10 protein-coding genes and 1 tRNA gene are annotated in these 12,487 nt (G+C 51.8%); 7 read left to right on the forward strand and 4 right to left on the reverse strand.

Annotated elements, in window-relative coordinates:
* The first annotated feature begins 175 nt into the window (after nucleotides 1-175).
* The gene (locus tag P9L94_08035) at nucleotides 176-1,105 is read left to right on the forward strand and encodes a hypothetical protein (GenBank protein ID MDP8244013.1); all 930 of its coding nucleotides are present in this window, start codon (nucleotides 176-178) and stop codon (nucleotides 1,103-1,105) included.
* Nucleotides 1,106-1,150: 45 nt separating this feature from the next.
* Here the strand turns inward: P9L94_08035 and mnmG are convergent, their stop codons facing one another.
* Entirely contained in the window at nucleotides 1,151-3,022 is a 1,872-nt protein-coding gene (gene mnmG, locus P9L94_08040) for a tRNA uridine-5-carboxymethylaminomethyl(34) synthesis enzyme MnmG (GenBank protein MDP8244014.1), read from the reverse strand.
* A 106-nt stretch (nucleotides 3,023-3,128) separates the two neighbouring features.
* Nucleotides 3,129-3,707, reverse strand: coding sequence for a hypothetical protein (locus P9L94_08045; GenBank protein ID MDP8244015.1), 579 nt, complete (start codon nucleotides 3,705-3,707; stop codon nucleotides 3,129-3,131).
* A 172-nt stretch (nucleotides 3,708-3,879) separates the two neighbouring features.
* On the opposite strand from P9L94_08045, the gene P9L94_08050 reads away from it, so the two are divergent.
* Complete coding sequence (locus P9L94_08050; GenBank protein MDP8244016.1) at nucleotides 3,880-4,971, forward strand: DUF5009 domain-containing protein; 1,092 nt, start codon at nucleotides 3,880-3,882, stop codon at nucleotides 4,969-4,971.
* 359 nt (nucleotides 4,972-5,330) lie between these two features.
* Nucleotides 5,331-5,413, forward strand: a tRNA-Ser gene (locus P9L94_08055).
* Nucleotides 5,414-5,541: 128 nt separating this feature from the next.
* On the opposite strand, the gene P9L94_08060 is transcribed toward P9L94_08055, so the two are convergent.
* Nucleotides 5,542-6,972: a PKD domain-containing protein gene (locus P9L94_08060; protein ID MDP8244017.1), complete on the reverse strand. Its 1,431-nt coding sequence runs from the start codon at nucleotides 6,970-6,972 to the stop codon at nucleotides 5,542-5,544.
* A gap of 279 nt (nucleotides 6,973-7,251) precedes the next feature.
* Between P9L94_08060 and P9L94_08065 the strand changes: the two genes are divergently transcribed.
* From P9L94_08065 to P9L94_08075, 3 genes are read left to right on the forward strand one after another with little or no spacing between them, the layout of a single operon-like run.
* Nucleotides 7,252-8,481 carry a DegT/DnrJ/EryC1/StrS family aminotransferase gene (locus tag P9L94_08065; GenBank protein MDP8244018.1) on the forward strand — a complete coding sequence of 410 codons (1,230 nt, stop codon included), beginning with the start codon at nucleotides 7,252-7,254 and terminating at the stop codon, nucleotides 8,479-8,481.
* A 14-nt stretch (nucleotides 8,482-8,495) separates the two neighbouring features.
* The gene (locus P9L94_08070; protein MDP8244019.1) at nucleotides 8,496-9,872 is read left to right on the forward strand and encodes an NDP-sugar synthase; all 1,377 of its coding nucleotides are present in this window, start codon (nucleotides 8,496-8,498) and stop codon (nucleotides 9,870-9,872) included.
* 54 nt (nucleotides 9,873-9,926) lie between these two features.
* Nucleotides 9,927-11,216, forward strand: coding sequence for a Gfo/Idh/MocA family oxidoreductase (locus tag P9L94_08075; GenBank protein MDP8244020.1), 1,290 nt, complete (start codon nucleotides 9,927-9,929; stop codon nucleotides 11,214-11,216).
* On the opposite strand, the gene P9L94_08080 is transcribed toward P9L94_08075, so the two are convergent.
* Entirely contained in the window at nucleotides 11,213-11,590 is a 378-nt protein-coding gene (locus P9L94_08080) for a hypothetical protein (protein MDP8244021.1), read from the reverse strand. The two genes, P9L94_08075 and P9L94_08080, sit on opposite strands and share 4 nt — an antisense overlap.
* Nucleotides 11,591-11,736: 146 nt before the next feature.
* On the opposite strand from P9L94_08080, the gene P9L94_08085 reads away from it, so the two are divergent.
* Nucleotides 11,737-12,459, forward strand: coding sequence for a queuosine precursor transporter (locus P9L94_08085; GenBank protein ID MDP8244022.1), 723 nt, complete (start codon nucleotides 11,737-11,739; stop codon nucleotides 12,457-12,459).
* Nucleotides 12,460-12,487: the final 28 nt, after the last annotated feature.

Genomic DNA, 12,487 nt, shown 5'->3' on the forward strand with positions numbered 1-12,487 from the left:
TCCATATCAATAGATAGAGACATCTTAAAATGATTGCTTTAAGATAATATTTCGATACGATTAAATAAAGAATCGTTGATAAGAACCTGATAGATACAACTGTTTGTACAAACTATGATATAATGTAATTTCATTCGTAGGGAATGGAACATTATATTCTATTTTTTGATCTCTTATGACAGATACGCTGACAGAGCACATTAAAGAAGAACTAATCGAGCAGTACGTCAAACAACACCCTGGCGTATCCAAAAGCGATGTCGTAACCAAATGCCAAAATGGCGTTCTCGTAACCGATTCAGTCGCCAACCTGATGCAAGACATCCAATCGCGTAATAAAGTCAAATCCGCCGCAAAATCAAACCAGCAAACCATTAATGAGCACATCAATGAGTACCTTTGCGTTGAGCCGGACCAGCGATACAAAAACTGCCAGCAATCCGTCGGACAATCGAAAAAGCTAATCGACTTTCTATTTAATTCCACTCAAATGCCGTTTGGCCTCTTAGAAAAACGAGGAGCAGTCGATTTTCTAAAAAAGAGAGAATTGCAATGCGCAGGCGCGGCGCGGGAAATTATCCACAGTCGAAAAAAACTTGCGGAGTTGATGGAATCAAACGAATTCGCCCAGTCGCTGCTCAAGACGCTTGTTACGCAATACCTTCACGGCGGCGCCGAGCAGCTCAAGTCGCAGGTTTCGATCTATAACAAAGAAGTAGAACTTGGGAATTTTTACGTTGAAAAAACCAAGTACCTCATAAAAAAATCCGTCGATATCCTCAAAGACAACACCGACAAAAAAACCCGTCTGCTGGTTCGTGACGTTTATTCGTTTTTGGTAAAAAGCGAAGTCTCGAAAATGGATTTGTCAAAACTAGACCAGGGCCAGCTCAACAGCGCCTTGGAGAAATATGAAAATAACTTAGGCATCCGCGCAAAACAAGCGCAAGGCGTACAGATGGTGGTCGATATCATCGAAGCAATATTAAAGGAACTCGAAGACAAAGAGGCCGCCGCCAAAGCCGCAAAGAAAGAAAAAAAACCAGCAAGCGGCGGCAACCGCATGGCCTTCGCCAAAAAACTCATGGGCAAATTCGGGTTTTAGTTTGTTTGTTTTCCCGAAATAAAAAACAATTTGAAAAATCAGTAATTACGCTGCGTCGGGTTCGCGTTGTTGTTTGAGAACGTGCACCCATAACACCGTCATGTCGGCGGGGAAAATGCCCGGAATACGCGCCGCCTGCCCAATGGTCGCAGGTTGGACGCGCTTGAACTTCTCGCGGGCTTCGTTACGCATCCCATTTACTTTGTCATAGTTAAAATCGACCGGGATACGGCGGCGTTCTGATTTGCTTTCTTCTTCGATGACCTTCAGCTGGCGCTCGATATATCCCTGATACTTGGTCTCGATTTCAACTTGCTCCAACACGCGTGGATGATAGCGCTTTGCGTCAACACCAAAACACTCAATGTATTCGGCCTTCATCGGAGCACGGCGTAGAATTTGTTCTAACGGCGCGGGGTGTGAAAATTCACCCAAACCAAGATCAGCAAATATATTTTTGACCGCCTCGGTGGGCGTCACGATGCGTTTTTGCAGTTCCAGCCGAAGCGCGGCGATATCCCGTTTCCAGCCCTCGACCTCGTCCTTCCATTCGCGTGGATTCAGCCCCAATTGATAGCCGTGTTCCATCAAGCGAAAGTCGGCGTTGTCTTGGCGCAGCAACAAGCGATGCTCCGCCGATGCGGTAAACAAGCGGTATGGCTCTTCGCAGCCTTTGGTGACGAGGTCGTCAACCAACACGCCGATATAGGCTTCGTCGCGGCGCAGAATAAACGGCGTCTCGCCTTTGACCTTCAGCGCCGCGTTGATTCCCGCCATTAGGCCTTGCGCGGCGGCCTCTTCATAACCGGAGGTGCCGTTGAGTTGCCCCGCCATGAATAAACCTTCGAGGTGTTTGCTTTCCATCCAGGGGAACAGGTCTTGCGGATTGGAAAAGAAATATTCAACAGCGTAACCGGGTTTGAGAATTTTAGCGTTTTCCAAACCGGGGATAGTTTGAATAAATTTTTCCTGCACATCGACTGGCAGGCTGGTCGAGATTCCATTGGGATAGACAACGTTGCAATCAACGCCTTCCGGTTCGATAAACACTTGGTGTGAATTTTTGTCAGGGAACTTTTTGATCTTGTCTTCAATCGAAGGGCAATAGCGCGGCCCCACGCCTTTGATCTTACCGGAATACAACGGCGAACGGTCAAGCCCGCCGACAATGGCTTCGTGCGTTTTCTCGTTGGTGCGGGTGATATAGCATTGGATTTTATTCTGCACCTGGACTTCGGGATGATATGAAAACGCCTTGGGTGGTTCATCGCCAGGTTGGACTTCAAGATTGGTAAGATCAATTGAACTCTGCTCAAGCCGGGCGGGCGTGCCGGTTTTAAGGCGACCGAGATTGAAACCCAACCCGGTCATGCAGTCAGCGAGAATTTGCGACGGGCTTTCGTCAATACGCCCTCCAGCGACTTGCTCCATACCGAAGTGCATAATGCCGCCGAGGAACGTACCCGGCGTAAGGACGACCGTCTTGCCGTAAAGCGCATTGCCGTTGCGATCAGCGACGCCGCGAAGTTTGCCGCTTTCGACGACCAGCTGGCATCCTTCGCCGGAAAGCAAATCAAGATTCGGCGTATGCTTCAAGCGCTCGACCATAACCTGGCTGTAACCATCGCGGTCTGACTGCGCGCGCGGCGAACGTACGGCGGGGCCTTTAGAGGCATTCAGCATCTTGAAGTGAATGCCGGAACGGTCAGCGATATGCCCCATGATACCGCCCAAGGCGTCGATCTCACGCACCAGTTGTCCCTTGGCGACGCCGCCGATGGCTGGGTTGCAAGACATTTTCGCCAGCGCATTCACGTCGAACGATAGCAGCGCCGTCTTGGCGCCCATGCGCGCCGCTGCTGACGCGGCTTCGCATCCGGCGTGTCCACCGCCGACAACGATTACATCGTAATCCATCAGGTAACGACTCCAAATTATAGTTCAACGAGATAGCGTAGCACCAAAACGGCCGCAATGAATTGCGGCCGTCAGTCAATATTTGCATGTTGATTTGGCTAAACGTCTATTTGTCTGCGATCGGCAACGGGCGCGTCTTGATGACAATGTTGCGCATTTTAGTGTTGTCGTTGCGCAGAACGATTTGCGATTCGCGCTCGAATACGATCACAGGGACGTTGCTATAAACCAGGTAATGGTTATCCGGCATGATGAACTCAAAGGTGTGACTGGTTTCATACGCAAAAAACGTGCGCCCGGCATTGTCTTCCCCAATTTCTGCAGAAGGCGCGTTCAAGCGTACGCGGATACGTAGTTGCTTTTTGCTATTCCTTGGAACCGGCTTGGTATACATGATCCTGAGTTGAGGGTTATTGTTCACTTGGACGCGTTTGATTTCGTAGTTCAGTTCTTCCTGCGTACTCATATCAAACACAGACAAAACTTCAAGGTCGCCCTGTGTGTCGTCATGGATAAAACCGCCGCTGGGGAACAAGAAGACTTGGTTGCCTGTCAATGCGTCTTCAACGTCGTAAGTCAATTCGACTGCGCGGGACGCGACGTCGACGACTTCGTAGGTTACATTGGCTTGCGCCGTAATGGCAAACAGCAAAGCAATGATGGGTATTAAACGCATGCAATTCATTTTCAGCCTCCAAATAATTTCGTTAACCATAGTTTATCGTTGTTTGAGGCCGTTTGCCTAATGGAAATAAATGTTAGTTTTACTACCCCGGTCATTCTTGACCTAGCAAGGCTCGTATGATGAAGTGGTTTTATCATGTTATAGCATTTCAATATGGAATGAAGGAAAGACGATGAACGACGCGCCGGCTCCCAAAGCCACTCAACGCCTGACCAGCTTAGACGCCTATCGCGGCGCCATTATGATTTCCCTGATCTCAGTTGGATTCGGATTTCACACCGCGTTTGCAAATCATCCTTTCCTGGGCTTTCTGTCGCGCCATACCGAACACGTCCCCTGGCAAGGCTTCGTCTATTGGGACCTCATCCAGCCCGCTTTCATGTTCATGGTCGGCGTCGCCATGCCCTTCGCCTACGCCAAGCGGCTATCGATGGGAGACTCGCATAACAAAATCCTTTTTCACGCTTTCCGGCGAAGCATCAACCTGTTTCTTGTCGCCGCTGTGTTTTCTTCCATCCACGCGGGAACCCCGACTTATACCCTGGTCAATGTGTTGCCGCAAATCGCCTTCGGTTACATGGCGACGATGTTCGTTCTGCATAAAAGTTTCCGCTTCCAAGGCGCGGTCGCGTTGCTCATTCTGTTTGTTTATGGAACCGCTTGGGCGCTGTACCCGTATTGCGGCGAAGGCGGCCCCTGGGCGATGAGTTATGAAAACATGGGCGGCGATTTTGACTTGTGGGCGATGGGTCGACATAACTCCGGCTATTGGATGTCGCTCAATGCCATTCCATCGGCATCGACCATCATCGCCGGGGCCATGTGCGGAAAACTCCTGGCGAGCAACCAGTCTCACGCCAAAGTGATGAAAATCTTCGCCGCATCTTCCATCGCGCTGATCGTTGCGGGGCTTATCCTCAGTCTATGGGTTCCGATTATCAAGCGGATTCTCAGCCCGTCGTTTGCGCTGTATTCAACGGGATGGTCGATTTTGTTTTTGATGGTTTTTTATTGGATAATTGATGTCTTGGGATACAAGAAGTGGACGTTCTTCCTGATCGTGATCGGAATGAATTCCATCGCGGCGTATGTGGTCTTTCAATTGTTCCGTGGGTGGATTGACAATTCCATCATGGTATTCAGCCGCCCGGTGATTGACGCACTTGGCATTTACGGCGACGTGCTGCAGGCGTTTCTGGTCCTCGCCGCCCAATGGTACATCTTCTATTTCTTCTATCAGAAAAAAGTGTTCTTTAAGGTGTGATATTTTCAGGTGCGTTTATATTTCGTGTCATTGCGAGCGAAGCGAAGCAATCTCGGTTTTCGACGCGTGAGATTGCTTCGGTCGCTTACGCTCCCTCGCAATGACACAGACGAACAGATTTATATTGATCTTGGGGGAGGGAGGTTGCGCAGCCTGCCCCGTAGGGTGAAATGAATGCAATGAATTCCACTGATGGATTTTGATAACCGATTCAAGGGCTGCCCGCTTCGCGGCCTTGGCTCACCACCCAGCCCAGCCGTTGACTTTACTTATCAAAATTATGAGTTGTTCTTTTTTATAATGTGTAATCTGGTTGTAATCTGGAAAAAGTAGTGATAATATTTTTTCATGGATATATTCACGGTGTGGCGGAATTGGTATACGCACCGAACTAGAAACTCGGCGATCTTTGATCTTGTGGGTTCGAATCCCACCACCGAAAATAAAGCGGATTTAAACTGCAATCCGTTTTACCATATAAATACTTATTCCCATTCAGAAAGATTATGCGAAATTGCATCCAATTTATTTCCATTCCTCATGCCTGTGTGGACACAGGCGCTCCATTTTTCACTCCTCCACCACCACATACACTCTTGCCATGGCGGTTGTATCATTGGTGGAGCGGCGGCGGACGGTGACGATGTACGTCCCCGGTTCCTGGTAATGGTGCGAGACGGTAGCGTATTCATCCTTCGACTTGGTCTTGCCAAACGCGCCGTCGCCGAAATCCCAAATCTCGCTGCCGCCCTCGCATCGGAAGGTACGCGTCTTGAAGAAGACTTCCTGCCCGGGCTTGATTTCTGTGGTGGGCCAATAGGTCACATTGATCGAAGGCGGCGCCAGTTCCATCGGCTTGTCCGCGTCGAACACCTGCACCACCGCGAAGTCAACCGCCTCTCTGCCCTTGTCGTCCTGTATGCGCAGGATTTCCGAATACACGCCGGGCTTGTCGTATGTGCGGATTACGACCGGGCCGGACGCGGTCTCGCCGTTGTGGAATTCCCACTGGTACGACTCGATGCTCCCGCCGTCGCATATCGAGTTGGAGCCGTCGAGCCGAACCGCCGCGCCGACCACCGCGAACTTGTGCGGACGCGCCACCGCCAGCAACGCGCCGGGGTGTTCCTGCAAGTAGGCGTCAACGATAAACGGGTAAGCATAGACGATGTTTCCATTGGGTGCATGGACGCCGAAGTGCAAATGCGACCAGCCGCCGGATGCGCCCTCCTTGCCGAGGATGCCGATCCAGTCGCCTTTCTTGACGCGCACGCCCGGCTCAATTTGAGGCAGGATGGCGTGCAAGTGCGAATAGCGGTACACCCAACCGGCGTCGTCGCGAATATAGATCACGTCATAGCGCTGCTTGACGTGCGGCATGTCGTCTACTTCGGGTAGGATCGCATCACCCGCCGAAATCACCCTTCCGTTCGTCGCGGCGACGACAGGCACCATCATGTCATAGCCGCCGAAGTCATAGCCGTAGTGATAGTAGACGTTCTCGTATTGCGGCGAGTCAGCGGCGTCAACGTAAGCGGGTTCGTTGCACATCTGCGTGTCAGACGCGAACCAGCGCTGCTTGACGGGATACCCCAACCGCCCCGGTTCAAACAACGGCGCATCCGGCGCCCAGAAGCGCAGACGGGCGTCTTTGTCAGCGGGGAATCCCCAAGCGTTGCCATGCGATGAGTTTCCTGGAAACCCCTTGGTCAGAGCGCAGTCAAGTTTCACGCCGTTCACGATCTGCGGCATGGTATAGAGCGCTGTCGGTATGGTCGCCTGCTCGCCGTCAACGATGATTTTCACCATCGCTTCGCGCACCGCATGGCGAAGCGGGTCGACAGTCTCATTGACGGCTTTCAGTTGAATCGACTTCACGCTTCCATCCGGCAACTCAAATTGATAGGTTTCGTTAATCGCCAGATCAACGATGACGGGCTGGCTGGTCGCGCTGAATACGAATAGAAAAACGGCTGCCAAAGAAAGAATGACTTGTTTCACAGTAATGCTCCTTAAGCGATCAATTCGCGAGTATTTTCTGTCTATGTTGAATATTTGAATTTCACTATAAATAATTTTATGTCTTCCTTGATGAATGATTCGATTCTACCCTATGCAAGGTTCATACAACTATAGGAAACTCACAACAATACGCAATTAAAATTTATATAGTGATTACCAGGTTACTGTGCGGATAGAGTTTACATAACTGTATCTATCGCTGAGCCCTACGGGCACGCTTACCGCACAACATTTTGACACACGCTCTAGGAGGCAACTATGGGCCACTTGGCCATCACCGGAGGAACGCCAGTCCGCACGGAGCCTTTTGCGCCGTGGCCGGTTTATGATGAGCGCGAAGAAAAAGCGCTACTGGAAACGCTGCACAGCCGCGAATGGGGCATCGGTTCCAAACAAATCGACGACTTCGAGATAGAGTTCGCCGAGTTCTGCCGCGCCAAACACGCCGTCGCCTGCACCAACGGCACCGACGCGATTTACATTGCCCTGCAAGCGCTCGGCGTCGGTCCCGGCGATGAGGTCATCATTCCGCCATATACATTTATCGCAACGGGCATCGGCGTGTTGATGACCGGAGCAACGCCTGTATTTGCGGACATCCACCCGGAAACATACAATCTCGATCCAAAATCGGTTGAAACCAAAATCACCGAAAATACCAAAGCGATTATTCCCGTTCATATCGCGGGCAACCCCGCCGACATGGACGGCATTCTCGATCTCGCCAAACGCAAGAACCTATACGTCATGGAAGACGCCGCTCAATCTCACGCCGCCGAATGGCGCGGCGAACGCGTTGGCCCGCTGGGCGACTTGGGGACGTTTTCATTTCAGAACTCGAAGAACCTTTCGGCGGGAGAAGGCGGCGCCATCGTGACGAATGATGAAGCGCTGGCAGACAGAGTGCGTTCTTTCACGAACTGCGGTCGCGTCAAAGGCGGCTTGTGGTATGACCATCACGAACTCGCAGGCAACCATCGCCTGGGCGCATTCCAAGCCGCCGTCCTGCGCGTCGGCCTCACCCGTTTGGATGAACAAACCCAACGCCGCGAAGACAACGCCGAGTACCTTCAATCGCTGCTGGCAAACATCGACGGCGTCAGCATGACCGGGATGCACCAACACGCCACCCGCCGCGTCCATCATCTCGGCATCTTGCGCTACAACCAACAAACCTTCAACGAATTACCGAAAGCAAAATTCATCGACGCGTTGAACAAAGAAGGCATCGAATGCGCGTCCGGCTATCTGCCGCTCTACAATTATTATTACTTTCAACACTTCGCCGAAAAAACGCCCGGGTATGAATCGTTATACAAAGGCAAGGTTGATTATTCGGCTGTCGATTGCCCGGTCGTCAACCGCATTTGTGAAGAAGAATCGGTCTGGTTGTTTCAAGAAACATTCCTGGGCGCCAAAAGCGATATGGACGACATCGCCGAAGCAATCACAAAGATTCAACAACACGCAGACGAAGCGAAAGCCTGACAGGGAGCCTTATCATGGTGAAGACCGCCGTTATTCTCGCAGCAGGTCGCGGAAGCAAAATCTGGCCCTATGGCGACACCTGGCCCAAGGCCGCGCTGCCCATTGCCAACTGGCCTTTGATTCAATGGCAGATTGAGGCGATGCAGTCCTGCGGCGTTGAAAATTTCATCGTAGTGGTCGACCACCTCGCCGGACAAATCCGTAGCGCAGTGACGGAATACGAAGCCGTCGAGTGCATCGAACAGCCACGCGCCTCCGGCACGGCGGAAGCGTTGTTACACGCGCTGGATTACGTCGAAGACGAAAAATTTCTGGTCGTCTACGGCGATACCCTCTTCACCGAAGAAGACATGGGCGCCTTGATCGAGCAGGCAAATCATAATCCTGAACCTTGCGCTTTAGTCCAGGCGTTGGGGACACTGCCCCCCCATGAGTGGCTGTGCGCAAACCTGGAAGAAAACGTTATCAAAGAAATATGGGGACACCCGCGTGAAGCCAGCCATCGCTTGTGTGGGATTTGCGTTCTCAACCGCGACTTGGTTCCCTATCTGGAAAACCATCCCGGATTCATGCTCTCAGTCGAAGTCGGCGCTATGCCCCCGCATGAATTTGAACTGGCGGAATCACTCAGCCAATACGTCAAAGCAGGCGGGACAGTCGCAGCGATTGAAACCCAGGAACTCTTTTTCGACATCGACAAACCCTGGCACCTACTCGACGCCAATGAAGCATTTCTAAAGTATCTCGGCGCCAAGTTGACCGATAACGAAATGGCGGCGGGCGCGGTCGTCGAAGAAGGCGCTGAAATTGACGGCTTTGTGGTGATGGGCGAAAACGCCTTCATCGGACGCGACGTAAAAATCAAAGGCAATCTATGGATCGGCGCCAATAGCAAGGTCATCGACGGCGCCATCATCGGCGCGAATTCCTGCATTGGCGAAAAAACCATCGTGCGCGAATATTGCCGCGTCGAAGAAAACACCTCCATCGGCAGCAACTGCATCGTCGGACACGGCGCCGAAGTGGGCGGCATCTTGATGGACGGCGCCTACTCGTTCCACTACGGCGAATATTGGGGAATCATCGGACGCTCCGCCGACCTGGGCGCCGCCACGGTATGCGGCAACCTGCGCTTTGACGACCAGAAAACCGTACACCGCACACAAGGTCGAAAAGAAACCCCGACCACCAATTCGGTCAACGCCGCCTATCTGGGCGACTACACCCGCACCGGGGTCAACGCGATCCTAATGCCGGGTATTCGCGTCGGCGCATACAGCGTTGTAGGCGCAGGAGTGATTCTGAGTGAAGACCTGCCTAATAACAGTCTCGTCTACACGAAACAAGAACAGGTGCGCACCACCTGGGGGCCAGAGAAATACGGCTGGTAAGTTATCTACACATTTGTTACTATATTTTTTATTTGATTGGGGAGTTACATATCAATGAAAAATCCACTGGCTCTTAGTCGCAGGCATTTTCTATCAACCGCAATCGCGCCACTCGTCGTTCCCGCCCGCGTCTTGGGCGCCGATAACACCGTCGCCCCCAGCGAACGCATCACCATGGGAATCATCGGCATGGGCACCATGGGCAACGGGCACCTGTTCGGCGAAGCATGGACCTACCTGCCGGACGGCTACGCCAACCGCGACGACGTGCAAATTCTCGCCGTCTGCGACGTGTGGGAAACCAAACGCAAACAGTCGCGCGCGCGGCTGCATAATTTCTATCAACAAAAATTCGGACGCGGCAACTACACCACCTGCGAAGACTATAACGATTTTCGCGACGTGCTTGCGCGTGAAGACATCGACGCGGTGTTGATTGCAACGCCAATCCACTGGCATGCACAAATGGCGATCATGGCGGCGAATGCAAAAAAAGATATCTATTGCGAAAAACCGACGGCGGTCTCGATCAAAGAAAGCCAGGCCATGGTGAAAGCCGTCAAAGAAAACGGCTGCATCTATCAGGCCGGAACCCAACAGCGATCCGAATATGACGGCAAGTTCCGCACCACCTGCGAACTCATCCGTAACGGGCGCGTCGGCAAACTGCAAGATATTTATGCGCACCGCAACGGCGGAGGCGCCATCTGGACGGAAAATCACGGCGACGAACAATCGGTCCCCGAAGGCTTCGATTGGGACCTCTGGCTTGGCCCTGCGCCGAAGATGCCCTACCAGGGACGCTACGACGCCCACCTGTTCGGCTACGGCAACATTAACTGGGGACAACACCATTACGATATCGTCCAATGGAGCATGGACGCCGACCGCACCGGGCCGATTGAAATCAGTTACGACCAAGACCACGCCGTCTACAAATACGCCAACGGCGTCACCGTGCATGGCTGCCCCTACAAAGGCAACCCCATCGGCGAAACCGGCGGCGGCTGGTATATCGGCGACAAGGGAATGATCGGCGTCGACCGCGAGCATCTGACTTCGATGCCGAAGGAAATCGTCTCCACGCCATTCGGAGAAAACGACAAGCCCCTGTATCACACCAAAGGGCATTCCATTAATTTTCTCGAGTGCATCAAATCGCGCAAGCAAACCATCTGCGATGCAGAGACCGCCCACCGCTCCGTAAGCGTCGTATTACTTGGCGGGATCGCGACGCAACTCAAACGCACACTGAAATGGGACCCGGCGAAAGAGCAATTCATCAACGATGATGAAGCCAACAAAATGCTTAACATGACGCATCGTACGCCGTGGGAATTCTAAGGGATCAGGCCGCCGTCGTCGTTAGGATTGGCGTCTAGCGTTAGTTTGGTGCGGGATGAGGGTCTTGTGAATGTCGCATGAGTAGAGCGTTCAAAAAATTCGGCGATGGAAATATCTTTAAACCAGGGAGCGTATAGTTCATCGAAGCCAATTGGCTCGCCGCCGATATCGACATATTCAACCTGAATCCAGGGGAAGAATACCGTGTGCAGCATCTCGCGCATCTCATCTAAAGCGCCGACGCCGGGCGGTACGCTCTCCATCGCTTTGACCGGGACGCAATAGAGAATGACGCCCTGGTCGTCTTTCACGGTTATCTTGCCCAGAAAACGCTTCCCGTTCAGTAAATGCAATTCCACCAATTCGCCGACCATAATTCAATGTCCCTATGAATGATTTGATGAACAGATTCAGCGTATCGTTTTCATGTACTTGGTACAAGTTTCGCAAAAGGCCTCTACACTTCCCAAATCAAAAAAACGCGGCATAGTTGCATGAAAAAACGCGAGGCATTGAAACGATGAGCATATTCAGCGCATGGAAAGCCCCCACGCCGCTAGCCCTGCAAGAACGGGTGTTTATCGCATGCGCGGGAATTTTCATTGCATCGTTGGTTTCATGCAACCTGATCTTTCAGAAATTTTTTACCTGGTCGCCTTTCGGCTGGTACACATTCGAAATCTCCGTCGGACTGATTCCCTACCCGATTACTTTTTTAGTGACGGATATCGTTTCAGAAATCTATGGACGAAAGCGCGCCGATCAAATCGTCATCAGCGGCTTGCTTGCAAGTATTTTTGTGATGGGGCTGATTCTCATCGCGCAAGCGGTTCCGCAAACCGATTGGTCGCCCGTATCCAATGAAGAATTTTCAAAAGTGTTCGGCCTGTTCGGCCCTGCGGTGTTCGCTTCGATGTGCGCCTATCTTGCCGCGCAATTTATTGATATCCGCTTGTTCCATTTTTGGAAGCGCCTGACCAAGGGCCGCCATTTGTGGCTACGCAATAATGCCTCAACCATCGTTTCGCAATTGGTTGACACCATCATGGTGATATCGTTGCTGTGTATCTTTGAGACAATCGAATGGAGCCGCTGGTATGGTTTGGTGGAAAACGGTTTTGTCTACAAAATAACCTTTGCGCTTCTGGATACGCCGCTGTTCTATCTAGCCAACTGGAAGCTGCGCAAATGGATGAATCTGGGCAAATATGACGAGATTCCCGAACAACAGTCGCTCGCATAATTGACCCATTTAAAGTCCAGCCAAATCG

This window comes from Candidatus Hinthialibacter antarcticus, from assembly GCA_030765645.1.
GTDB classification, from domain to species: domain Bacteria; phylum Hinthialibacterota; class Hinthialibacteria; order Hinthialibacterales; family Hinthialibacteraceae; genus Hinthialibacter; species Hinthialibacter antarcticus.

Excerpts from the sequence above, each read along its gene's own strand:
- P9L94_08035 (MDP8244013.1), top strand. The coding sequence starts at position 176 with ATGACAGATACGCTGACAGAGCACATTAAAGAAGAACTAATCGAGCAG.
- P9L94_08065 (MDP8244018.1), top strand. The coding sequence starts at position 7,252 with ATGGGCCACTTGGCCATCACCGGAGGAACGCCAGTCCGCACGGAGCCT.
- P9L94_08080 (MDP8244021.1), bottom strand. The coding sequence starts at position 11,590 with ATGGTCGGCGAATTGGTGGAATTGCATTTACTGAACGGGAAGCGTTTT.
- P9L94_08070 (MDP8244019.1), top strand. The coding sequence starts at position 8,496 with ATGGTGAAGACCGCCGTTATTCTCGCAGCAGGTCGCGGAAGCAAAATC.
- P9L94_08085 (MDP8244022.1), top strand. The coding sequence starts at position 11,737 with ATGAGCATATTCAGCGCATGGAAAGCCCCCACGCCGCTAGCCCTGCAA.
- P9L94_08050 (MDP8244016.1), top strand. The coding sequence starts at position 3,880 with ATGAACGACGCGCCGGCTCCCAAAGCCACTCAACGCCTGACCAGCTTA.
- P9L94_08045 (MDP8244015.1), bottom strand. The coding sequence starts at position 3,707 with ATGAATTGCATGCGTTTAATACCCATCATTGCTTTGCTGTTTGCCATT.
- mnmG (MDP8244014.1), bottom strand. The coding sequence starts at position 3,022 with ATGGATTACGATGTAATCGTTGTCGGCGGTGGACACGCCGGATGCGAA.
- P9L94_08075 (MDP8244020.1), top strand. The coding sequence starts at position 9,927 with ATGAAAAATCCACTGGCTCTTAGTCGCAGGCATTTTCTATCAACCGCA.